This is a genomic window from Modestobacter italicus (assembly GCF_000306785.1).
Taxonomy (GTDB): domain Bacteria; phylum Actinomycetota; class Actinomycetes; order Mycobacteriales; family Geodermatophilaceae; genus Modestobacter; species Modestobacter italicus.
Genome location: NC_017955.1, coordinates 919354 through 941980, shown reverse-complemented (window position 1 = coordinate 941980; position 22627 = coordinate 919354). Strand labels below are relative to the sequence as shown.

Annotated in this window: 20 protein-coding genes and 1 tRNA gene; 12 read left to right on the top strand and 9 right to left on the bottom strand. The window is 74.8% G+C overall.

Annotation, left to right across the window (positions count from 1 at the left end; all coding sequences use genetic code 11):
• Positions 1 to 42: 42 nt before the first annotated feature.
• Entirely contained in the window at positions 43 to 966 is a 924-nt protein-coding gene (locus MODMU_RS04535; RefSeq protein WP_014738998.1) for a DUF559 domain-containing protein, read from the top strand.
• A 66-nt stretch (positions 967 to 1032) separates the two neighbouring features.
• On the opposite strand, the gene rsmI is transcribed toward MODMU_RS04535, so the two are convergent.
• Complete coding sequence (gene rsmI / locus MODMU_RS04530) at positions 1033 to 1872, bottom strand: 16S rRNA (cytidine(1402)-2'-O)-methyltransferase (RefSeq protein ID WP_014738997.1); 840 nt, start codon at positions 1870 to 1872, stop codon at positions 1033 to 1035.
• A 66-nt stretch (positions 1873 to 1938) separates the two neighbouring features.
• Here rsmI and MODMU_RS04525 point away from each other — a divergent pair, with 66 nt between their 5' ends.
• The 4 genes from MODMU_RS04525 to MODMU_RS04510 all read left to right on the top strand — a co-directional run bounded on the left by MODMU_RS04525 (position 1939) and on the right by MODMU_RS04510 (position 6182).
• Entirely contained in the window at positions 1939 to 3462 is a 1524-nt protein-coding gene (locus MODMU_RS04525) for a dolichyl-phosphate-mannose--protein mannosyltransferase (protein WP_014738996.1), read from the top strand.
• Positions 3463 to 3531: 69 nt separating this feature from the next.
• Positions 3532 to 3978, top strand: a complete 447-nt coding sequence (locus MODMU_RS04520; RefSeq protein WP_014738995.1) for a MarR family winged helix-turn-helix transcriptional regulator — start codon at positions 3532 to 3534, stop codon at positions 3976 to 3978.
• Positions 3975 to 5282 (top strand): MFS transporter, encoded by a 1308-nt coding sequence (locus tag MODMU_RS04515; RefSeq protein ID WP_014738994.1) that lies wholly within the window; start codon positions 3975 to 3977, stop codon positions 5280 to 5282. The genes MODMU_RS04520 and MODMU_RS04515 overlap by 4 nt, the downstream gene beginning before the upstream one ends.
• Before the next feature lie 117 nt (positions 5283 to 5399).
• On the top strand, positions 5400 to 6182 hold the full coding sequence (locus tag MODMU_RS04510) for an enoyl-CoA hydratase/isomerase family protein (protein ID WP_014738993.1): 783 nt from the start codon (positions 5400 to 5402) through the stop codon (positions 6180 to 6182).
• 13 nt (positions 6183 to 6195) lie between these two features.
• Here the strand turns inward: MODMU_RS04510 and MODMU_RS04505 are convergent, their stop codons facing one another.
• The 6 genes from MODMU_RS04505 to MODMU_RS04480 form a co-directional block, all read right to left on the bottom strand.
• Positions 6196 to 9015 carry a PQQ-dependent sugar dehydrogenase gene (locus MODMU_RS04505; RefSeq protein ID WP_014738992.1) on the bottom strand — a complete coding sequence of 940 codons (2820 nt, stop codon included), beginning with the start codon at positions 9013 to 9015 and terminating at the stop codon, positions 6196 to 6198.
• Positions 9016 to 9188: 173 nt separating this feature from the next.
• Positions 9189 to 9262, bottom strand: a tRNA-Ala gene (locus tag MODMU_RS04500).
• 54 nt (positions 9263 to 9316) lie between these two features.
• Entirely contained in the window at positions 9317 to 10021 is a 705-nt protein-coding gene (gene sepX / locus MODMU_RS04495; protein WP_014738991.1) for a divisome protein SepX/GlpR, read from the bottom strand.
• A gap of 229 nt (positions 10022 to 10250) precedes the next feature.
• Positions 10251 to 10856 (bottom strand): GNAT family N-acetyltransferase, encoded by a 606-nt coding sequence (locus MODMU_RS04490; RefSeq protein WP_014738990.1) that lies wholly within the window; start codon positions 10854 to 10856, stop codon positions 10251 to 10253.
• A gap of 13 nt (positions 10857 to 10869) precedes the next feature.
• Complete coding sequence (glp, locus tag MODMU_RS04485; protein WP_014738989.1) at positions 10870 to 12360, bottom strand: molybdotransferase-like divisome protein Glp; 1491 nt, start codon at positions 12358 to 12360, stop codon at positions 10870 to 10872.
• A 113-nt stretch (positions 12361 to 12473) separates the two neighbouring features.
• On the bottom strand, positions 12474 to 13418 hold the full coding sequence (locus MODMU_RS04480) for a UTP--glucose-1-phosphate uridylyltransferase (RefSeq protein WP_014738988.1): 945 nt from the start codon (positions 13416 to 13418) through the stop codon (positions 12474 to 12476).
• Between the two features lie 181 nt (positions 13419 to 13599).
• On the opposite strand from MODMU_RS04480, the gene MODMU_RS04475 reads away from it, so the two are divergent.
• From MODMU_RS04475 to MODMU_RS04465, 3 genes are all read left to right on the top strand, one after another.
• Complete coding sequence (locus tag MODMU_RS04475) at positions 13600 to 14838, top strand: CaiB/BaiF CoA transferase family protein (RefSeq protein ID WP_014738987.1); 1239 nt, start codon at positions 13600 to 13602, stop codon at positions 14836 to 14838.
• Positions 14835 to 16361, top strand: coding sequence for a carboxyl transferase domain-containing protein (locus MODMU_RS04470; protein ID WP_014738986.1), 1527 nt, complete (start codon positions 14835 to 14837; stop codon positions 16359 to 16361). Before MODMU_RS04475 ends, MODMU_RS04470 begins: the two co-directional genes overlap by 4 nt.
• Positions 16362 to 16490: 129 nt before the next feature.
• The gene (locus MODMU_RS04465) at positions 16491 to 17075 is read left to right on the top strand and encodes a hypothetical protein (RefSeq protein WP_014738985.1); all 585 of its coding nucleotides are present in this window, start codon (positions 16491 to 16493) and stop codon (positions 17073 to 17075) included.
• Between the two features lies 1 nt (position 17076).
• Here MODMU_RS04465 and MODMU_RS04460 read toward each other — a convergent pair whose 3' ends face one another.
• Positions 17077 to 18099, bottom strand: a complete 1023-nt coding sequence (locus MODMU_RS04460) for an LLM class flavin-dependent oxidoreductase (protein WP_014738984.1) — start codon at positions 18097 to 18099, stop codon at positions 17077 to 17079.
• A gap of 42 nt (positions 18100 to 18141) precedes the next feature.
• Positions 18142 to 18624 carry a MarR family winged helix-turn-helix transcriptional regulator gene (locus tag MODMU_RS04455; RefSeq protein ID WP_014738983.1) on the bottom strand — a complete coding sequence of 161 codons (483 nt, stop codon included), beginning with the start codon at positions 18622 to 18624 and terminating at the stop codon, positions 18142 to 18144.
• A 116-nt stretch (positions 18625 to 18740) separates the two neighbouring features.
• Between MODMU_RS04455 and MODMU_RS04450 the strand changes: the two genes are divergently transcribed.
• The 4 genes from MODMU_RS04450 to MODMU_RS04435 all read left to right on the top strand — a co-directional run bounded on the left by MODMU_RS04450 (position 18741) and on the right by MODMU_RS04435 (position 22593).
• On the top strand, positions 18741 to 21134 hold the full coding sequence (locus MODMU_RS04450; protein WP_014738982.1) for an ATP-binding cassette domain-containing protein: 2394 nt from the start codon (positions 18741 to 18743) through the stop codon (positions 21132 to 21134).
• A 61-nt stretch (positions 21135 to 21195) separates the two neighbouring features.
• Positions 21196 to 21660, top strand: a complete 465-nt coding sequence (locus MODMU_RS04445) for a helix-turn-helix transcriptional regulator (protein WP_231851765.1) — start codon at positions 21196 to 21198, stop codon at positions 21658 to 21660.
• A gap of 5 nt (positions 21661 to 21665) precedes the next feature.
• Positions 21666 to 22085 (top strand): VOC family protein, encoded by a 420-nt coding sequence (locus MODMU_RS04440; RefSeq protein WP_014738980.1) that lies wholly within the window; start codon positions 21666 to 21668, stop codon positions 22083 to 22085.
• Positions 22086 to 22251: 166 nt separating this feature from the next.
• Complete coding sequence (locus MODMU_RS04435) at positions 22252 to 22593, top strand: FmdB family zinc ribbon protein (RefSeq protein ID WP_014738979.1); 342 nt, start codon at positions 22252 to 22254, stop codon at positions 22591 to 22593.
• The last annotated feature ends 34 nt before the right edge of the window (positions 22594 to 22627 follow it).

Here is a 22627-nt window from a genome sequence, read left to right as displayed (position 1 = left end):
CCGGGCCCTTCGCGACCGAGCTGCGCCGGGCACCCTCCTCGGGTGGACTGGCGCTCAGCGATCCGGCAGACAGTGAAGGCCAACGACGGGCTGGCGACGCGCAGGCAGCTGCTCGAGACCGTTCCGGCGGTCGTCCTCGACGGACACATCGGACGGCGGAACCTCACGCGGGTCTTCCCGCACGTCTACCGACTGCCCGACGGAGCAGCGGACGACCGGGCCGTGCTGCGCGCGGCGTTGCTGCACGCAGGGCCGGTTGCCGCATTGAGTCACACGACGGCACTTGCCGTCTGGGGACTCCGACGACTGGAACGGCCGCTCCACCTCACGGTCGACCAAGGTCTCAAGCGGGCCGGGGCGAGCGACCTGGTGGTCCACCGCCGACTGCGCTTCGACCCTGAGTCCGAGCAGTGCACCGAGCGGTCCGGGCTTCGTGTCACCGCCCTGCCCCGCTCGATCGTCGATGCCTGGCCGCTGATGCCGGTGCCCGAGCGCCGTCCTCTGGTCATCGACACCGCCCGCCGACGACTGGTGACGGCTCACCAACTGCGGGAGTCGCTGGCCGAGCGACCCAACGTCCCTGGGCGGCGAACGCTGCGGCAGACGATCGAGCTCATCGCCGACGGCTGCGAGAGCGAGCTGGAGGCACACGGCGTGCTCAGCGTCTTCCAGCACCGGTCGCTCCCCCGGAGCGTCGGGCAGCACCCGGTCGAGCTGCCGACGGGCCGGATCAAGCTCGACCGGGCGTACCCCGAGGTCAAGCTCGCCGTGGAACTCGACGGCGCGGCCCACCACACCTCCCCGGAGGACCGCCGCAAGGACCTGGCCCGCGACAGAGCACTCGCCGCGCTCGGCTGGGTGGTGCTCCGGTTCACCTACGCAGACGTGCTGCGGGACCCGGACGGCGTCCGGGCCAAGGTCCTCGAGGTCTACCGGGCACGCCAGATGCAGCTGAACGCCGGCTGAGGGCACCGGCATAGGTACCAATACCGGCGGATCGCGGCTCAGGACGCCGGTAAAGGTACCTATGCCTCAGGCTCCCTTGGCGGCGACGACGGCGTCGTAGACGACGCGGCGGGACAACCCTGTTCGGCCCACCACGGTCCGGATCGCCTCCTTGCGGTCGGCGCCGGCGGCCTCCTCCGCGGCGACCTCCGCGGCGAGCTCGGCCGCCGACATCGACACCGGCCCGGCGACGGCGCCCGCGACGACCAGGGTGATCTCCCCGCGCACGCCCTCGGCGGCCCAGCTCGCCAGCTCGCCCAGCGGCCCGCGGCGGACCTCCTCGTGGGTCTTGGTCAGCTCCCGGCAGACGGCGGCGGGCCGGTCGGCGCCGAAGGCCGCGGCGGCGTCGGCCAGCGCCTCGGCGAGCCGGTGCGGCGACTCGTAGAACACCATCGTGCGGAGCTCACCGGCCAGCGCGGCCAGCGCCGCCCGGCGCTCACCGCCCTTGCGCGGCAGGAAGCCCTCGAAGCAGAACCGGTCGGTGGGCAGCCCGGAGACGGCCAGCGCGGTGACGACGGCGGACGGGCCCGGCACCGAGGTGACGGTGATGTCGGCCTCGATCGCCGCCCGCACCAGCGTGTAGCCCGGGTCGGAGACCGAGGGCATGCCGGCGTCGGTGAGCAGCAGCACGGTGGCGCCGTCCCGCATCGCGGCCACCAGCCCGGGCAGCCGGGCCTGCTCCACCGACTCGTAGAAGCTGACCAGCCGCCCGGTGAACGTCACCCCGAGGTCGGCGGCCAGCCGGTGCAGCCGGCGGGTGTCCTCGACGGCGAGCACGTCGGCGGTGGCCAGCACCTCGCGCAGCCGCGGGCCGACGTCCCCGGGCTGCCCGAGCGGCGCACCACCGAGCACCAGTCGTCCGCTCATGCCGCCGAGCCTGTCACGGGGCCTGTCGCGGCGGACCGGACAGGTCGGCCACATACCCTGACGGCCATGGCGGTGCTGACCCCCGAGCGGACGGAGTCGGCTCCCGAGGACCCGCGGCCGCGCCGCCGCCCGGCACTCCCCCGGCCGCGCCGGCAGTCCACCCCGCCGCTGCCCGGCGACCGCCGGCTGGCCGCCGTGCTCACCGCGGTGCTCGGGGTGGCCACGCTGGTGACCCGGCTGTGGGACATCAGCTACCCGGCGGACCTGGTCTTCGACGAGGCGTACTACCCGCCGGAGGCCCGGGAGTTCCTGGAGCTCGGGTACGAGTACAACCGCGGCTACACGTTCATCGTCCACCCACCGCTGGGCAAGCTGCTGATCGCGGTCGGTGAGCAGCTGTTCGGCTACGACTCGTTCGGCTGGCGGCTGCCCAGCGCGGTGGCCGGCACGATCGCCGTCGTCGTCCTCACCCGGCTGGCGCGCCGGCTGACCGGCTCGACGCTGCTCGGCCTGGTGGCCGGGCTGCTGCTGGCGCTGGACGGGCTCTCGTTCAGCCTCGGCCGGATCGGGCTGCTCGACGTCTTCCTGCAGGTGTTCGTGGTGTGCGCGGTCAGCTGCCTGGTGGTCGACCGGGACCAGGTGCGCGCCCGGGTGCGCGAGGGCGCCGACCGGGTGACCCGCAGCGGGTTCCCGCTCGGGCCGCGGACCTGGCGACTGGCCGCCGGGGTGCTGTTCGGCTGCGCCTGCGCGACCAAGTGGAGCGGCGTCTACTTCCTGGCCTTCTTCGCGGTGCTCTCGCTGTGGTGGGACCGGTCGGCCTGGCGCGAGGCGGGCGTGGCCCGGCCGACGGCCGTGGCGCTGCGCCGCGGTCTGCCGGGTGCCGCCTGGGCCCTCGGCCTGCTGCCGGTGCTCGCCTACCTGGCGACCTTCACCGGCTGGTTCCGCGGCGAGGGCTCGCAGGGCCGGCACTGGGCCGAGCAGCACCCGGACACCGCCTACCCGTTCGTCCCGGGCGCGCTGCGCTCGCTGTGGCACATGCACGCCGAGTGGCTGCGGTTCCACAACGGGCTGTCGACCCCGCACCCGTGGCAGTCCGAGCCGTGGTCGTGGCTGGTCGACGGCCGCCCGATCCTGCTGTGGAACCCGCAGGGGCTCACCGACCCCGAGGGCAACCAGGTCATCCGGTACATCCTGATGCTCGGGACGCCGACGCTGTGGTTCGCGTTCGCCCCGGCCCTGGTGTGGCTGGTCTGGCGGCTCGTCGCCCGCCGGGACCCCGCCGCGCTGACCATCGCGGTCGGCATCGCCGCCGGCTGGCTCACCTGGTTCGTCAACCTCGACCGGACGATGTTCATCTTCTACATGGCACCGGTGCTGCCGTTCTTCGTCCTCGCGGTGACCCTGGTGCTGCAGGACGTGCTCGGTGCGGCCGGGGCCAGCGTGCTGCGCCGGCGGATCGGGCTGGCGGCGGTCTGCCTGTACGTCGCCGCGGTGGCGATGACGTTCGTCTTCTTCTACCCGATCCTCACCGGGCAGCCGCTGACGCACGCGGAGTGGGCCCAGCGGATGTGGTTCCCCTCCTGGTTCTGACGCCCTGCCGCGTGTCTCGTCCGTCACCCTGACTGGCCGGGATACATAGTTGGGTTGTACAACAGAGCGGTGGACGTCGACAGCAGCGAGCTCGCCGAGCGGCTGGACGACGTGGTCATCGCGCTGCGCCGGCTCACCCTGGACCGCCAGGGGCTGAGCCTCACCGCGGCCGCCACGCTGACCACGCTCCGCCGCTGCGGCGCGGCCCGGCTCACCGAGCTGGCGGCCGGCGAGGGCGTCAGCCAGCCCTCGATGACCGCGCTCGTCGGCCGGCTCGCCGACGCCGGCCTGGTGCACCGGCGCACCGACCCCGGCGACGGCCGGGCGGTGCTGCTCACCCTCACCCCGGCCGGCGCGGAGCTGCTGGACCGGCGGCGCGAGGACCGGGCCGCCCGGCTGGCCGGGCCGCTGGCGCAGCTCGCCGAGGACGACGTCCGCGCGATCACCGCAGCACTGCCCGCGCTGGCCCGGCTGGCGCAGGCCCCCGTCCCAGAACGAACCGGAGGCACCTCGTGAGCGGCGGCAGTCCCACGACCACGTCCAAGCAGCCGAAGGCGGTCTACGCCGTCGCCTTCGCCTGCGTCGTCAGCTTCATGGGCATCGGGCTGGTGGACCCGATCCTGCCGGCGCTGTCCGCCCAGCTGGACGCCACGCCCAGCCAGGTCAGCCTGCTGTTCACCAGCTACCTGGTGGTCACCGCGGTCGCGATGCTCGGCACCAACTGGGTGTCCAGCCGGATCGGCGCCAAGAAGACGCTGATCACCGGCCTGGCCGTCATCGTCGTCTTCTCCGCCCTCGCCGGGCTGTCCGGCTCGATCAACGGCATCGTCGGCTTCCGCGCCGGCTGGGGCCTGGGCAACGCGCTGTTCATCGCCACCTCGCTGGCGGTCATCGTCGCCTCGGCGTCGGGCGGCTTCGCCGGCGCGATCGTGCTGTACGAGGCCGCGCTCGGGCTGGGCATCGCCGCCGGCCCGCTGGTCGGCGGTCTGCTCGGCGACATCAGCTGGCGCGGCCCGTTCTTCGGCGTCGCCGTCCTGATGGCGATCGCGCTGCTGGCCACCGTCGTGCTGCTCGACGCCACGCCGAAGCCGGCCGAACCGACCCCGCTGTCGGCGCCGCTCAAGGCGCTGCGGCACCGCAGCCTGCTGACGATGAGCCTGACCGCCCTGTTCTACAACTGGGGCTTCTTCACCATGCTCGGCTACGCGCCCTACCCGATGGAGCTGTCGGCGATCCAGCTCGGCTTCGTCTTCTTCGGCTGGGGCCTGCTGGTCGCCTTCTTCGCGGTCATCGGCGCGCCCCGGCTGCAGGCCCGCTTCGGCACCGCCCCCGCGCTCTACGGCGCGCTCGGCTTCTTCGCCGTCCTGCTGCTGCTGATCGGCCTGTTCACCGACGTCCGCTGGGCGCTGATCACCTGCGTGATCGCCTCCGGGATCGTCGTCGGGATCAACAACACGCTGACCACCCAGGCGGTCATGCTCGTCTCGCCGGTGCCCCGCCCGGTCGCCTCGGCCGCCTACGGCTTCGTCCGGTTCCTCGGCGGCGGCCTGGCGCCCTACGCCGCCGGCAAGCTGGCCGAGCGCTTCGACCTGCACGTGCCGTTCCTCGTCGGTGCGGGCGCGGTCGTGCTGGCCATCGCCGTGCTGGCCACCGGCCACCGGATGCTCACCGCGGCCGACGCGCAGCTGGCCGGTGGCCACGGCGAGCCCGACGACGTCGCCGGGGAGGTCGCCGACGAGTTCGGCGGCGCGCCCGGCGCCATCGACCAGGAGGTCGAGCCGGAGCTGGTGGCCCGGAGGGAGTCCGCCACCCGTTCCTGAGGGACCTCCTGCACACGCGACGCCCCGGTCACCGGCGACCGGGGCGTCGTCGCGTTCCCGGGCGGGGAGGCCGCCCGGCCCCTAGCGTGGAGTTCCGAGGACAGGGGGCAGCAGACGATGAGCGGACCGGTGACCACCGCGCTGGACGGCGACGTCTGGCACGTCACGCTGGACGACGCGGCGCGGGGCAACGTCGTGGACCAGGCCATGGCCGAGCAGCTTCGTGCGGCGCTCGAGCAGCGGCCCGGCACGGCGCGGGCGGTGCTGCTGACCGCGGCCGGGCCGAGGTTCTGCGTCGGCGGGGACGTCCGCGTCTTCGCCGACGCCGCCGAGGACATGCCGGAGGTGGTCGGCCGGCTGGCGCACACCTGGCACGACACGATCCGGGCCGTCCTCTACTGCGACGTCCCGGTGGTGGCCGGCGTGCACGGCGCGGTGGCCGGCGCCGGGCTGGGTCTGCTCGGCGCCTGCGACATCGTGGTCTGCGCCCGCGGCACCAAGCTCCGGCCGGCCTACGGCGGCCTCGGCCTCTCCCCCGACGGCGGGACGTCGTGGGCGCTGACCCGGGCGCTCGGGGCGCCGCGCGCGCTGGAGCTCATGCTCACCGACGGCACGCTCAGCGCGGCCGACGCGCACCTGTTCGGCCTGGTCGCCCGGCTGGTCGACGACGACGAGCTGCTCGACGTGGCCACCGCGCTGGCCTCCCAGGTGGCGGCCGGCCCGGTCCGGTCGATGGTGCGCACCCGCGGGCTGGTGCGCCGGGCCGCCGTCCGCACGCTGGAGGAGCAGCTCGTGGACGAGGAGCGGCTGATCCGGGAGTCCGCCGCGGACCCGGAGAGCCGGGAGGGCGTGGCCGCGTTCCTGGCCCGGCGCCCGCCGGACTTCCCCGGCGCGGGCTGACCGCCGGACGGCGTCAGCGGAGGCTCTCGGTCACCTGACCCGTCGCGGCGTCCCAGGTGAGCGAGCCACCCTGGAAGTCCGACCGGCGCCCGCCGGGGACGGCGTACTCGTCGCTGGTCGGGAAGCCGAGGGAGGACCGTTCCCAGCCCAGCGCGGCCCAGCGGCGCAGGATGTCCCCCTCGACGACGTGCGCACCGGTGGCCGGCGTCCAGTAGACCGAGCCCCGCTCGAAGTGGTTGAACCGCCCGGCCCCGCCCGGCGTGCCCGTCTCGTCGGTGACCGGGAAGCCCAGCCGGCCGCCCTCCCAGCCCGCGCGGGCCCAGGCGCCGTAGATCGCGCCGACCACGCTGCGCGCGCCCACCCCCGGCAGCCAGTAGATCCCGCCGTCGGCGAAGTCGTTGTACCGACCGCGCCCGTCCGGCGTGCCCAGTTCCGAGCTCCGCGGGTAGCCGTGCACGCCCCGTTCCCACCCCAGCGCCGCCCACCGGGCGCCGATGTCGCCGTACACGGCACGGGCACCGGTCGCCGGGGTCCAGTAGACCGCGGCACCGAGCGCGGCGAACTGGTTGTACCGGCCGACGCCGTCGGGGGCGGTGCGCTCGTCGGTCAGCGGTGGGCCGAAGCGGACGTGGCCGCCCTCGGCGAGGTAAGCGGTCAGGACCGCACCGTGGACCTCGTGCACGCCGGCCGCCGGCGACCAGTACACCCGACCGCCGGTCGTGGTGAGGTAGCGGAGCGTCTCGTCGCCGGCCTCGGGGGCGGTGGGTGCGCCGAGGACGGCCCGCAGCGCCGGGTCCGTCGCGTACCGGCGGTCGATCGGGGTCAGGTAGTCGGCGCTGAGGGCCACGTCCTCGTCCGGCATGGTGAGCTCCCGCGCACGGGGGCTGCCGTCGGTCCAGCGCTCGAAGGTCGCCACCCCGTCGGTGGCCACGACCGGGGCGATCACGGACACCTGCGCGCCGACCGTCAGCCGGCTGCTGGCCCGGGCGACGCCGTTGACGGTGACCGCACCCGGCGTGCTGGCCGTCACCGTGAGCGTGCGCAGCCGCGGTGCCGCCTCGAAGGTCTGCTGGACCCGCACCCCGGCGGAGTCCCGGGCGCTGGCGGTGATCTCCACCCGGGTGTCGTCTCCGTGGTCGACGAAGGGCCGGCTGAACGTGCCGCCGGTGACCGTCTCGCCCGGGTGCTGGTGGCAGTAGCCGCCGCTGCAGTGGACCAGCACCTCGCTCCAGGTCACCGGCAGGGCACCGTCCTCCGCGTCGGTGGCGGTGGCGGTGGCCTCCACCGTGTCCCCCACCGCGAACAGCCGACCGGCCGGTGGCGACCCGAGCGTGAGGACGGGTGCGCCGTTGGCCGGCACCACGGTCGCGGTCGACGTGCCGGTGGCGCCCTGGGGGTCGGAGACGGTGAGCGTCACCGGGACCGGTGCCGTGCTGGGTGCGGCGTAGGTGTGCGACACCTGGGCACCGGTGCCGGTGCTGCCGTCACCGAAGTCCCAGCGGTAGGTGAGCACCTCGCCGTCCAGGTCACCGGAGGCGGTGCCGTCGAAGGCCACCGTGCGGGTGGCGGCGTCGCTGGTGAGCGTGATCTGCGCCGTGGGCGGCCGGTTCCCGGGCACGTAGACCAGCCGCTGCAGCACGCTGCCGCCGATGTCGGCGTACACGACGTCGCCGTTCGGGGCCGCCCCGAACGCCACCGGCAGGCCGTTGCCCACCCCGAACCCGGCGTCCTCCGGTGCCCGGACGAGGTCGCCCTCGGCGTCGTACCTCATCGTGTAGAGCCGCTGGGAGGAGTAGTCCCCGAAGAAGTAGGCCCCGCGGTAGGCCTCGGGGTAGTTGGCCCCGGTGTAGACGATGCCGCCGGTGACGCTCGTGCCGGCCGGTCCGTGCGGGTACGTGGCGAGCGGAGCGCTGTTGCCGACCCCCTGGCAGCCGGGCAGCTCGGCGTACCCCGGCGTCCGGACAGGCCCCTCCCAGCACGGCCACCCGTAGGAGGCGCCGGGTCGGACGAGGTCGACCTCCTCCCACGTGTTCCAGCCGACGTCCCCGACCACCGGTGCGCCGCTGGCCGGGTCCAGGGTCATCCGGAACGGGCTGCGGAAACCGCTGGCGTAGACCCGGCTGCGCCAGGAGCCGGGTGCTGCCGGGTCGTAGTACGGGTTGGTGGCGACGCCCCGGCCGTCGGGGAGGACGTGCAGCACCTTCCCGCGGCCGTCGTCCACGTCCAGGGCGCGCAGGGCGCGGGCGTCGACGAACCGGAAGTCCGCCGCATCGCCGACCGTGACCCACAAGGTGCCGTCGGGCGCCGCGAGGACGCTGGTCATGGCGTGCACGTCGGCATCGGCCGGCAGGTCCCAGACGACCCGCTCCGCACCCAGCCCGGTGGGCTCGGGGGAACCGGTGACCGTCCAGGCGCTCAGCCGCATGACCCACCGGCCGGCCACGTCGAGCGTGCGCACGGTGTAGACCTGCCGGCTGGTCTCGTAGTCCGGGGCGACGGCGACCCCGGAGAGACCGAGGTCCTGCACCGTGACGACCGGGAGCGTGGCGAGGGTGCGTGGGCGTCCATCGGCCGACACCCAGGCCACCCGGCCGTTCTTGCCGACGGTGAACCAGCTGCCGTCGGGTGCGAACGCGAAGTCGGTGAGCAGCTCGTCCTGCCCGCTCGGCAGCGGGCGGACGGCGAACCCGGCCGGCAGCAGGGGGGCTGCGGCGGCCGGGGTCGGCGGCAGGCCAGCGAAGGCGGCCGTCGCCAGCAGGACCAGCAGCACCAGCAGGGCCCCGACCGACCCGGGTGGCCTGGCGGTCGCGCGGTCGCCCTCCACCCCGGTCATCCGGGCAGTGCACCAGCCGCCGGGGCCGCCGGCCGGGCAGGACCGGGCGCGCCGGGGTGCGGATGACGGACCCGCCGTCCGCGGTGACCGAGCGCGCCCGGCCGGTGACCATGACCCGCGTCCGGAGCCGGAGACGCGTCAGGCCGGGCCCGATGGGCCCGGCCTGACGAGGGTGGAGCTGAGGGGAATTGAACCCCTGACCCCCTCGATGCGAACGAGGTGCGCTACCGGACTGCGCCACAGCCCCTCGAACGCAGAGCTTACCGTCCGCCCCTCCCGCCGCTGACAGGAGGGTCCGCGATCAGCCGTTGACCACCCGGGGCTGGTAGACGTCGATCTCGGCGAAGCCGATGTCCTCGTCGTCCAGGCCGACGACGGCGCTCTGCTGCCAGCCGGCCGACACCGGCGTACGGGCGGCGACCACCCGGCCGGGGCGCAGCGGGTGCACCGGGGCCAGCGGCACGCTCGGGTGCACCGGGCCGGTCTCGGCGGCGACCACGGGAGCCGGCCGGGGGGCGGGACGCTGCGCGGCCGGCCGCTGCGGCACGGGCCGGGCCTCCGGGGCACGACGGGCCGGCCGCTGCACGGCGCGGGCCCGGCGGCGGGCGGCGGCCCGCCGCTCACGCTGGGCCGCGGCGCGGATCACCATGAGGTAGCCGACCACGGCGACGTCCAGGAGCACCTGCGGCGCCCACAGCCAGGAGCGGTAGGTCAGCGCGCCGACCAGCGCCAGCACGGCCAGCGCGACCAGCCCGGCCAGCGTGCGGCGGCGCACCGCGTGCACGTCGACCCGCAGCTCGCCGCTGCTCACCAGCGCGGCCCGGTCGATCGTCACCCGCTCGGTCTCGGCGTGCACCACCGGGTCCACCGGACGACGCCGTTGCAGGGTGCGGCCCGAGTCGGCCACGCCGGTCCCCGTGCGTGCGTCGCCCCGGGTGACCACCATCGGCACCAGGACCACGAACCACAGCACGACGAGAGCGGCCAGCAGAACGCCCGATCCCATCACTTCCACCCCGATCCATCCGTGGCACACCGTGACGGCCCCATCCCTGGGACCACTCGAGTCACATCCGTCACTCGGCAGTCAAGGTAAGTGCCTGGGCTGCCGATACGCGGGACGTCCTGCGGTGTGTCGGCGTGGCGTGCCCGACGTGTCGGCGTGTCGAGGTCCGCTGTGCGTCTCGAAGCGGTAACGGACAGTCAGTGGCTGGGCGTGTGCGGTCCCGGTCGGCTCAGCGCGGCGCCTGCGACCGCCACCGGGTGAGCAGGCCCCCGGGGGCGTCCTCGGCCAGCAGGGCGTAGGCGAGGTGGTCCCGCCAGGCGCCGTCGATGTCCAGGTAGCTGCGGAACAGGCCCTCCTGCCGGAAGCCCAGCCGCTCGACCAGCCGGCGGCTCGGCCCGTTCTCCGGCCGGATGTCGGCCTGCAGCCGGTGCAGCCCGACCGGGCCGAACGCGTGGTCGCAGACCAGCGCCACCGCCAGCGAGGCGATCCCCCGGCCGGCGACCGCGGAGTCCACCCAGTAGCCGAGGTGCCCCGACCGCAGCGCCCCCCGGACGACGTTGTCGACCGTGACCTGCCCGGCCAGCCGGCCCTCGACGAGCAGCGCGAAGGGCAGCGACATCCCGACCCGGGCCCGCCGCCCGGCGGCCCGCCGCATCGCCCGGTACGCGGCCGGGGTGTGCCGGTCGCGCCAGGGCACCGGCGAGGACGGCTCCCAGGGCGTCAGCCACGCCTCGTTCGCCGTCCGCACCCGGGCCCACTCGCCGGCGTCGGCGCGGCGCAGCGGCTCGAGCCGGACCGGCCCCCAGCCCAGCTGGGCCGGCCAGCCGGGGTGCACCGCCGGGTCCAGCTCAGCCCCCGAGGAGCATCGGCATGACCGTCACCAGCCCGCCGGCGGACACCTCGGTGACGTCCTCGTCCACCACGATCAGGCAGTTGGCGCGGGCCATCCGGGCCAGCATCGCCTGGTCGCCGTCCCCGATCGGCTCCACGACGTAGCCGCCGTCGGGGTGCCGCATGACCTGGCCGTGCAGGTACTGCCGGTACCCGAGCGGGGAGAGCAGCTGCTGGGCCGACACGGCCTGCACGGTACGGCGGAACAGCTGCCGCTTGCCCAGCATCAGCCGGATCGCCGGGCGGACGAACACCTCGAAGGCGACCAGCGCGGCGACCGGCTCGCCGGGCACGCAGATGACCGGCACGCCGGTCGGGCCGAGCGTGCCGAAGGCGTGCACCGGGCCCGGGTGCATGGCGACCTGGGTGAACGACAGCCCGCCGAGCTCGTCGAGGGCCTCCTGCAGCACGTCGGGTGCGCCGGTGGCGAAGGTGCCGGCGATCAGGACGACGTCGCTGCGCAGCGACTGCCCCTCGATCAGCTCGACCATCCGGCGCCGGTCGTTGGGCAGGATGCCGCCGCGGTAGGCCTCGGCGCCGGCGTCGCGGGCCGCGGCGGCCAGCGCGTAGCTGTTGACGTCGACCTGCTGCCCGGGGCCGACGGTGGCGCCGACGTCGACCAGCTCGTCGCCGGCGCACAGCACGGCGATCCGCGGCCGCGGGCGCACCGCCACCCGCTCGCGGCCGACGGCGGCCAGCAGGCTGATCTGCGCTGGGCCGATGGGGGTGCCGATCTGCACGGCGGTGTCACCCGGGCTCACGTCGTCGCCGATCCGGCGGACGTAGCTGCCGGGTGCCAGCGCGGCGTAGACCTGCACCCGGGCGAGGCCCTGGTCGGTCCAGGCGGCGGGGACGACGACGTCGGCGCCGGCCGGCAGCATCGCCCCGACGGCCACCTTCTGCGCCAGCCCGGGGCCGATCGCGGTGGTCTCGGCCGAACCCGCGGTGGTCTCCCCCACCACGGCCAGCACGGTGGGCACCTCGACCGTGGCGGTGGTGGTGTCGGCCGAGCGGACGGCGTACCCGTCCAGGCCGGCCTGGTCGAAGGCAGGCAACGCCCGGGAGCTGGTGACCAGCTCGGCGCAGAGCAGGCCCTGGGCGTCCAGCACGGCGAGCTCGATCGGGGCCGGCTGCGGCACGGCGCCCAGGATCTCGTCCAGGTGCTGCTCGACCGAGCGCAGCCGCACCCCGGAGACGTCCACCGAGCCGGTGTCGGCCAGCGGGTCGGGGGTGCGGTCGCCGGTGGCGACGGCCGGGGAGGGGACCCGGTCGGAGGCGAACATCTCCCGGTCGACCTGCACGGTGTCGTGGCCGACGGGCACCGGGCGCTCGGCGGTGGCCAGCTGGGCCTCCCGCCGCGGCGTGACCAGCTGCCCCTGCCCGAGGTCGAGCTGGCTGGTGTCCCGGCCACCGCCGGAGAACCACCCGCGTGTGCTGTCGTCGTTCATCCCCACCACCGTCGTCCTCCGCGCCGTCGGGCCTGTCCCCCGTGGTCGCGTCGCGACCACGGCCGCCGATCGACGGACCTGCGCGGGACGATGGTGCCCTCTGCGGGCGCCGGTCAGGCCGGCGACGCGCCCTCGACGGGCAGGTCCGCGACGAAGTCACGCAACCAGGGGGCGAACGCGGGGCCCAGGTCCTCCCGCTCGACGGCGAGCTGGACGACGGCCTTGAGGTAGTCGAGCTTGTCGCCGGTGTCGTAGCGGCGACCGGAGAAGACGACGCCGTGCACGGGCACGCCGTCGTCGACCAGCTTGAGCATGGCGTCGGTCAGCTGGATCTCCCCGCCGCGGCCGGGCGGGGTCTCCCGGATCGCGGCGAAGACCTCCGGGGGGAGCACGTAGCGGCCGATGATCGCCAGCGAGCTGGGGGCTTCGTCGGCCGGGGGCTTCTCGACCATGCCGGTGATCCGGAAGACCTCGTCACCGGCGGCGTCGCCGGAGACCTTGGCCTCCTCGACGGCGACCGCGCCGTACTTGGAGATGTTCTCCGCACCCACGTCGAGCAGCGCCACGACCGCACCGCCGTGCTCGGCCTGGACGGCGAGCATCTGCTCCAGCAGCAGGTCGCGGGCGTCGATGATGTCGTCGCCGAGGAGCACCGCGAACGGCTCGTCGCCCACGAACGCGGCGGCCTGCAGCACCGCGTGGCCCAGCCCCTTGGCCTCGCCCTGGCGGACGAAGTGCACCTGGGCGACGTCGGTGGAGGCGTGCACCGCGTCCAGCCGCGACTGGTCGCCCTTGGCCTCCAGCGCCGTCTCGAGCTCCGGGGTGCGGTCGAAGAAGTCCTCGATGCTGCCCTTGTTGCGGCCGGTGACCATGAGCACCTCGGGCAGGCCGGCGCGCGCCGCCTCCTCCACGATGTACTGCAGCGCCGGCCGGTCGACGACCGGCAGCAGCTCCTTGGGCACCGCCTTGGTGGCGGGGAGGAAGCGGGTCCCCATCCCGGCAACGGGGATGACGGCCTTGGTGGCCGTGCGCTGGCTCGGGGTGGACGGGCTCGACATGGCGGGCAGCGTAACCAGCCCGCCGCCACCGGCGACTCCCCCGACCTGGTGAGCGGGACGGCGACGCTGCACACACCCGCCGCCCCGTCTGCCGGCTGGTGGCAGCTGACGGGACGGGCGGCGCGGGCCTCTGAGAGGCTGACAGACGTCTCCGTCGTCTTGCTGGAAGGACCCTGCAACCGTGAGTGGCCCCCTGGACGGCGTCCTCGTCGTCGACCTCACCCGCGCCCTGGCCGGCCCGCACGCCGGCATGATGCTCGGCGACCTCGGTGCCCGGGTGGTCAAGGTGGAGACCCCCGGCGGCGGGGACGACAGCCGCGGCTGGGGCCCGCCGTTCGTCGACACCCCGGACGGCGGGCGGGAGTCCACCTACTTCTTCTCCGCCAACCGCAACAAGGAGTCGATCGCCCTCGACCTCAAGGACGCCGCGGACAAGGCCGTGCTCACCGAGCTGGTGCGCCGCGCCGACGTGCTGCTGGAGAACTTCCGCCCCGGCACGCTGGCCAAGCTCGGCTTCGGCACCGACGTCCTCGCCGAGCTCAACCCGCGGCTGGTCACCCTGGCGATCAGCGGCTTCGGCCACGACGGCCCCGAGGGTGGCCGCGCCGGCTACGACCAGATCGCCCAGGGCGAGGCCGGGCTGATGTCGATGACCGGGTCCGGGCCCGAGGACCCGCAGAAGGTCGGCGTCCCGATCAGCGACCTGCTCGCCGGCATGTACGGCGCCTACGGCGTGCTGGCCGCGCTGCTCGAGCGGGAGCGGACCGGTCGCGGCCAGGTGGTGCGCACCTCGCTGCTGGCCGCCGTCGTCGGCGTGCACGCCTACCAGGGGACGGCCCACACGGTGGGCGGCAAGGTCCCCCGCGGGCAGGGCAACCACCACCCGTCGATCTCGCCCTACGGCCTGTTCCACTGCGCCGGCGGCAGCGTGCAGCTGTCCTGCGGCAGCGAGGGCCTGTGGCGCCGGCTGTGCACCGAGTTCGGGCTGGATGCCGACGCACCCGGCTTCGCCACCAACGGCGAGCGGGTCGCCCGGCGCGAGGAGGTCATCGCGCTGCTCGAGGGCGTGTTCGCCGACATCGAGGCCCCCGAGCTGCTGGCCCGGCTGGCGGCCGCCGGCGTCCCGGCCGGCAAGGTGCGCACCCTCGACGAGGTCTACACCTGGGACCAGGTCGAGTCGCAGGGCCTGAAGATCAGCGTCGAGCACCCCACCGCCGGGCCGCTGACCCTCCCCGGCCCGCCGCTGCGGTTCTTCGCCGCGGGTGCGGACGGCGAGCAGGAGACCACCCGCCGGGACCACACCCCGCCGCCGGTGCTCGGCGCCGACGGCGAGGCGATCCGGGCCTGGCTGTCGGGCGCTGAGCCGGACGGCGTGCCGCAGCCCGAGGGCGACGACGTCGAGGACGGGCACGCCACGTGACCGACCGGCTGGACGCCCGCGGCCTGCGGGACCTGGTGCTCGACCCGGGGTCCTGGCGGTCGTGGGACACCCCCGTGCCCCCGCGCGAGGTGGACGACGACTACGCCCGCGACCTGGCCCGGGCCGCGGAGAGGACGCAGCAGGACGAGGCGGTGGTCACCGGCGCGGGCACGTTGCGCGGCCGGCCGGTCGCCGTCGTCGCCGGGGAGTTCGGCTTCCTCGCCGGCTCGATCGGGGTCGCCACCGCCGAGCGGCTGATGGCGGCGGTCGAGCGGGCCACCGCCGAGGGCCTGCCGCTGCTGGCCTCGCCGGTGTCCGGGGGCACCCGGATGCAGGAGGGCACCGTGGCGTTCCTGCAGATGGTCGGCATCACCGCCGCGATCGCCCGGCACAAGGAGGCGGGGCTGCCCTACCTCGTCTACCTGCGCGGCCCGACGTTCGGCGGGGTGCTGGCGTCGTGGGGGTCGCTGGGTCACGTGACGATCGCCGAGCCCGGCGCCGCCATCGGGTTCCTCGGCCCGCGGGTCTACGAGGCGCTGTACGGAGCGCCGTTCCCGCCCGGCGTGCAGACCTCGGAGAACCTCGCCTCGCGCGGGCTCATCGACGGCGTCGTTCCCCCGGACGAGATCGCCGACGTCGCCGACAAGGCGCTGCGGGTGCTGGCCGCCCGGGAGACCTGGCACCGCGAGGCGGCCGTGGAGGGCCCGGTCGCGGGCGACGGCACCGACGCCGACGACCCGGAGGACGGCCGCACCGCGTGGGAGGTCGTCACCGCCTCCCGGCGTCCGGACCGGCCCGGGGTGCGGCAGCTGCTGCGCACCGCGGCGACCGACGTCGTCACCCTCAACGGCACCGGCGCCGGCGAGTCCGACCCGGGTCTGCTGCTCGCCCTGGCCCGGTTCGGCGGGGCGCCGTGCGTGCTGCTCGGCCAGGACCGGCGCGGGCAGTCGCTGTCGGCGCCGCTGGGCCCCGGCGCGCTGCGCGAGGCCCGCCGGGGCATGCGGCTGGCCGCCGAGCTGCGGCTGCCGCTGCTCACCCTGATCGACACCCCCGGCGCCGCGCTGTCGGTGGCGGCCGAGGAGGGCGGGCTGGCCGGCGAGATCGCCCGCTGCCTGCAGGACCTGGTCATGCTCGAGGCGCCGACGCTGGCCGTGCTGCTGGGCCAGGGCACCGGCGGCGGCGCGCTGGCACTGGTGCCCGCCGACCGGGTGCTGGCGACGGCCAACGGGTGGCTGGGCCCACTGCCGCCGGAGGGCGCCTCGGCGATCGTGCACCGCACCGTCGACCGGGCCGGGGAGATGGCGGCCTCGCAGGGCGTGCGGGCCACCGACCTGTGGCGCGCCGGCATCGTCGACCGGGTCGTGCCCGAGCGGCCGGACGCGGCCGACGAGCCGGTCGAGTTCTGCATGCGGCTGGGCCGGGTGCTCGCCGAGGAGCTGGCCGGGCTGCTCGGCCGTGACGACGTCGAGCGCCGGCGCAGCCGGGCCCGCCGCTGGCGGCACCTGGGCCACGCCGGCCGCTGACCCGGGACGGCGAGCCGGTGGCGCACGACGGGGTTGCTGCGCCCAGGGAGCGGGCACGGTCGTCGGGCGACCGGTGAGCCCGTCCGGTCACCGTCCCGGCCCGCGGGCCGGGCACCGCGAGGAGACCCGATGTCCCACGACACGCACACCGTCCTCCGCTCGATGCACGACCTCGGCCTGGCCACCTGGTTCGGCGGCAACCTGATGGGCGCCGTCGGGCTGAACAAGGCCGCGGCCGCCGCCCACGACAGCACCGAGCGCACCCGACTGTCCTCGATCGGCTGGGCGGCGTGGTGGCCGGTGCAGGGCGCGGCCATGGCCGCGCACCTGGTCGGCTCGGTCGGCATGCTGCGCGCCGACCGCGGCCGGGTGGCCACCGACCCCGGCGCGACGGCGAACACCGCGCTCAAGAGCGCGCTGACCGTCGCTGCCATCGGCACCTCGGTGGCCAGCGGGGTGCTCGGGGCCAGGATCGGCGCCCAGGCGCCGGTGCCCAGCGCGACCGCGACCGAGCCGGGCGCGGCCACCCCGCCGGACGTCGCGGCGGCGCAGCGCGGCCAGAAGCCGCTGCAGTGGGTGAACCCGGCGCTGACCGGGGCGCTCATCGTGCTGGCGGCCCAGCAGGGCGAGCAGCAGCGGACCAGCTCCACGCTGCGCGGCGCCCTGGGTGCCGGCCTCACCAGCCTCAAGGCCGCCGTCCTGCGGGCGTCCTAGCTCACGCGGCAGCGCGCTCGGGCGGGAGGCCCCAGGCCCGGGCCAGCAGCTCGAGGCTGTGCAGCCGCTCGGCGACCCCGTGCGTCGAGGCGGTGACCATCAGCTCGTCGGCGCCGGTGTCCGCGGCCAGCTGCCGCAGAGCGGCGACCGCGGTCGCCGGGCCGCCGACCACCGCGTTGCTCGGCATCGCCTCGGCGGCCGCGCGCTCGGGGTCGGCGACGGCCTCCTCGAGGCTGGGCACCGGCCGCAGCCGGTTGGTGCGGATGGACAACCGCATCAGCTGGCCGGGCAGCGCGAGCCGGCGGGCCTCCTCGTCGGAGTCGGCCACCAGCGTGTTGGCGGTGACGACCGCGTACGGCCGGTCGAGGACGGCGGAGGGCGTGAACGTCTCGCGGTACAGGTCGAGCGCCGCGACGGTGTTCGGGCTGCCGAAGTGGTGGGCGAAGGTGAACGGCAGGCCGAGCTGACCGGCCAGCTGCGCGGAGAACCCGCTGGAGCCCAGCAGCACCACCCGCGGTGCGGTGACCGCGGCCGGGGTGGCGCGGAACCGCTCGGCCAAGCCGCCCTCCACCCGCTCGTCGCCGAACAGCCCGAGCAGGTCCAGCAGGTTGGTCGGGAAGTCCTCGGCGGACAGCGCCCGCGGGTCCCGGCGCAGCGCGAGCGCGGTGTGCTGGTCGGTGCCCGGCGCCCGGCCGATGCCGAGGTCGATCCGCCCCGGGTGCAGCGCCTCGAGCAGCGCGAACTGCTCGGCGACCACCAGGGGGGCGTGGTTGGGCAGCATGACCCCGCCCGAGCCGACCGCGATCCGCTCGGTCACCGCCGCGAGGTGCGCGATGAGCACCGGCGGGTTGGTGCTCGCCACGGCCGGCATGTTGTGGTGTTCGGCGACCCAGATCCGCCGGTAGCCCAGCCGGTCGGCGGTCTGCGCGACGCGCACCGTGGCGGCCAGCGCGTCGGCGGTCGACTGACCGGTCCCGACCGTGGACAGCTCGAGGACGGACAGGGGCAGCGGGGTCTCGGACATCACCGACGCCAACGCCGTCCCGGCGGGCGGGCTTCCCGGAGGTCAGCCGACGCCGGGCACCCGAAGGGTGTGGTCGGGGTCCAGCCGCTCCAGGACCGCGCCGAGCGCCTGCTCCAGCGCGTCGGTCTGCTCCGGGGTGAGCGCGGCGAACAGGCCGTCGCGCACCGCGGCCACGTGCCCGGGGGCGACCCGCTGCACGACGTCCCAGCCCTCGTCGGTCAGGACGGCGACGTTCCCCCGCCGGTCCTCGGTCGCCCGCTCCCGGCGCACCCAGCCGCGCTCCTCCAGCCGGGCCACGGTGTGCGAGAGCCGGCTCTGCGACTGGTTCGCCGTCCGGGCCAGGTCGCTCATCCGGCGGCTGCGGTCCGGTGCCTCGGACAGCATGGCGAGCACCACGTAGGCCGCGTGGGTGAGCCCGGCGTCCCGCTGCAGCTGCGCGTCCAGGGTCCGGGGCAGCAGCTCGGTCACCGCCAGCCACGCACGCCAGGTGCGCTGCTGCTGGTCGTCGAGCCACGGCGTGTCCACGGGCCGACGTTATCCGCCCGCTTCGTCACCCCCATCCGGTAGACAGCCATCGTCGCCGTACGTCCACCGGTCGAGGGACACCTCGACAACCGGACGCCCACCAGGAGGAGAGCCCGATGAGCACGGCCACCAGGACCGACCAGCAGGCCGCCGGGGTGCACGGGGCCGACAGCCACGACCTGATCCGGGTGCTCGGCGCGCGGGTGAACAACCTCAAGGACGTCAGCGTCGAGATCCCCAAGCGCCGGCTGACGGTGTTCACCGGCGTCTCCGGCTCGGGCAAGAGCTCGCTGGTGTTCGACACGATCGCCGCGGAGTCCCAGCGGCTGATCAACGAGACCTACAGCGCGTTCGTCCAGGGCTTCATGCCGACGCTGGCCCGGCCCGAGGTCGACCTGCTCGCGGGCCTGACCACGGCGATCATCGTCGACCAGGAGCGGATGGGCGCGAACCCGCGCTCGACCGTCGGCACCGCCACCGACGCCCACGCGATGCTGCGCATCCTGTTCAGCCGGCTCGGCACGCCGCACATCGGCCCGCCCACGGCGTTCTCGTTCAACGTCCCGACGCGGAAGGCGAGCGGGGTGATGAGCACCGAGAAGGCCGGCGGCCGGGTCGAGAAGGCGGTGGTCAAGGACGTCGTCTACCTGGGCGGCATGTGCCCGCGCTGCGAGGGCATGGGCTCGGTCTCCGACTTCGACCTCACCGCGCTGTACGACGACCAGAAGTCGCTGGCCGAGGGTGCGCTGACGGTCCCCGGCTACAGCATGGACGGCTGGTACGGCCGGATCTTCGCCGGCGCCGGGTTCGACATGGACAAGCCGATCGGCCGGTACACGAAGAAGGAGCTGCACGACCTGCTCTACAAGGAGCCGACGAAGATCAAGGTCGAGGGCATCAACCTCACCTTCGAGGGCGTCATCCCGAAGATCCAGAAGTCGATGCTCTCCAAGGACGTCGACGCGATGCAGCCGCACATCCGCGCCTTCGTCGAGCGCGCGATCACCTTCCAGACCTGCCCGGAGTGCGACGGCACCCGGCTCACCCCGGAGGCCCGCTCCTCGACGATCCAGGGCGAGAGCATCGCCGACGTCTGCGCGATGCAGATCAGCGACCTCGCCGGCTGGGTCCGCGGCCTGGACGAGCCGTCTGTCGCGCCGCTGCTCAAGGGGCTGCGGCACCTGCTCGACTCGTTCACCGAGATCGGGCTGGGCTACCTGTCCCTCGACCGGCCGGCCGGGACGCTGTCGGGCGGCGAGGCGCAGCGGACCAAGATGATCCGCCACCTGGGGTCCTCGCTGACCGACGTGACCTACGTCTTCGACGAGCCGACCATCGGCCTGCACCCGCACGACATCGAGCGGATGAACGACCTGCTCCTGCTGCTGCGGGACAAGGGCAACACCGTGCTCGTCGTCGAGCACAAGCCCGAGACGATCGCGATCGCCGACCACGTCGTCGACCTCGGCCCCGGCGCGGGCGCCGGCGGTGGCGAGATCGTGTACGAGGGCACCGTCGACGGGCTGCGGGCCAGCGGCACGCTGACCGGCCGGCACCTCGACCAGCGGGTGTCGCTGAAGCCCGAGGTGCGCAGCTCCACCGGCGTCCTCGAGGTGCGCGGGGCGGACACCCACAACCTCCGGGACGTCGACGTCGACGTCCCGCTCGGTGTGCTGGTGGTGCTCACCGGCGTGGCCGGGTCGGGGAAGAGCTCCCTGGTGCACGGCTCCATCGCCTCCCGGGACGGCGTGGTGGTGGTCGACCAGGGCGCGATCCGCGGCTCGCGGCGGAGCAACCCGGCCACCTACACCGGGCTGCTCGACCCGATCCGCAAGGCCTTCGCCAAGGCGAACGGCGTCAAGCCGGCGCTGTTCAGCTCCAACTCCGAGGGCGCCTGCCCGACCTGCAACGGCGCCGGCGTCATCTACACCGAGCTCGGGGTGATGGCCACGGTGGAGTCCCCCTGCGAGGAGTGCGAGGGACGCCGTTTCCAGGCCGCGGTGCTGGAGTACCGGCTCGGCGGCCGGGACATCGCCGAGGTGCTGGCCATGCCGGTCACCGAGGCCGCCGGGTTCTTCGGCGCCGGGGACGCGCGCACGCCGGCCGCCTCCGCCGTGCTGGACCGGCTGGCCGACGTCGGGCTCGGCTACCTCACGCTGGGCCAGCCGCTCACCACGCTGTCCGGCGGCGAGCGGCAGCGGCTCAAGCTGGCCACCCGGATGGCCGAGAAGGGCGGCGTCTACGTGCTCGACGAGCCGACGACCGGCCTGCACCTCGCCGACGTGGAGAACCTGCTGGGCCTGCTCGACCGGCTCGTCGACTCCGGCAAGTCGGTGGTCGTCATCGAGCACCACCAGGCGGTCATGGCGCACGCCGACTGGATCATCGACCTGGGGCCCGGCGCCGGCCGGGACGGCGGCCGGGTGGTCTTCGAGGGCACGCCCGCCGACCTGGTCGCCGCCCGCTCCACCCTCACCGGCGAGCACCTGGCCGGCTACGTGGGGGCGTGAGCGCGTCGTCCGCACGCCGGAGGGCGTGGACGAGCCGGGTCCGGCTCGGGAGGATGCGGACGTGCCGACCCCTCCCCCGACGCCGGACCCCGTCGTGGACCCCCAGCGCCTGCGCGACCTGGCCCTGCTGCGCCGGGTCCGCGACCGGATCGACCGGGAGTACGCGCAGCCGCTGGACGTCGAGGCGCTCGCCCGCGGCGCGCACATGTCGGCCGGGCACTTCAGCCGCGAGTTCCGGCGGGCCTACGGCGAGTCGCCCTACGCCTACCTGATGACCCGCCGCATCGAGCGGGCGATGGCGCTGCTGCGGATGGGCGACCTGAGCGTGACCGAGATCTGCCTCGCGGTCGGCTGCTCGTCGCTGGGCACCTTCAGCACCCGGTTCACCGAGCTCGTCGGCGTGCCGCCCAGCAGCTACCGACGAGCGGCGCACGCGACGGCGGGGATGCCCTCCTGCGTGGCCAAACAGGTCACCCGACCGGTCAGGAACAGAGAAGCGCAGGTCACCGGCCCACCCCTAGCGTGACGGCCATGGACACCAGCCCGGGCATCGCCCTCCACTCGACCTTCCTCCCGCACGAGGACGCGGAGGCCTCACTGGCCTTCTACCGGGACGTGCTCGGCTTCGAGGTCCGCAACGACGTCGGGTCCGGCCGGATGCGCTGGATCACCGTCGCCCCCGCCGGCGACGGCCCGGCCATCGTGCTGTTCCCGCCGGGCGCCGACCCCGGCATCACCGACGACGAGCGCCGGACGATCACCGAGATGATGGCCAAGGGCACCTACGGGATCATCGTGCTGGCCACCCGGGACCTCGACGGCGCCTTCGAGGCGCTGCAGTCACGCGGTGCGGAGGTCGTCCAGGAGCCGATCGAGCAGCCCTACGGCATCCGGGACTGCGCCTTCCGCGACCCGGCCGGCAACCTGGTGCGGATCAACCAGGTCCGCTGAGCCGGTCGGCCCCCGTCGGGAACCCCCGTCCGCGAGACCCTGGTCACGCGTGCGGCAGCGACACCCGCTGCCCCGTGGACGTCGGGCCGCCGGACGGCGCATCATTGGCAGTCGCCGGGGGTGAGTGCCAGCCCGGCCCGGTCACCGACGAGGAGTTCGCAGCACTGTGCCCACCTACCAGTACGTCTGCACCAACCCCGAGGGCAAGCACGAGTTCGAGGTCGTGCAGTCGTTCACCGACGCCGCGGTGACCACCTGCCCGGAGTGCGGTTCCCCGGTGCGCAAGGTCTACGGCTCGGTCGGCGTCGTCTTCAAGGGCTCGGGCTTCTACCGCACCGACAGCCGCAAGGCCGAGAGCGCCAGCACCCCGGCGGCGGCCAAGGAGTCCAACGGGAGCAGCAGCAAGGAGTCCTCCGGCGGGAGCAAGGACTCCTCCAGCAGCTCCTCCTCGACCTCCTCCGCCGCTCCCGCGGCCTCGAAGGGCAGCGCCAGCAAGGCCGCTGACTGACCCAGCACGACGGACGCCGGCCCGCTGCCGGCCG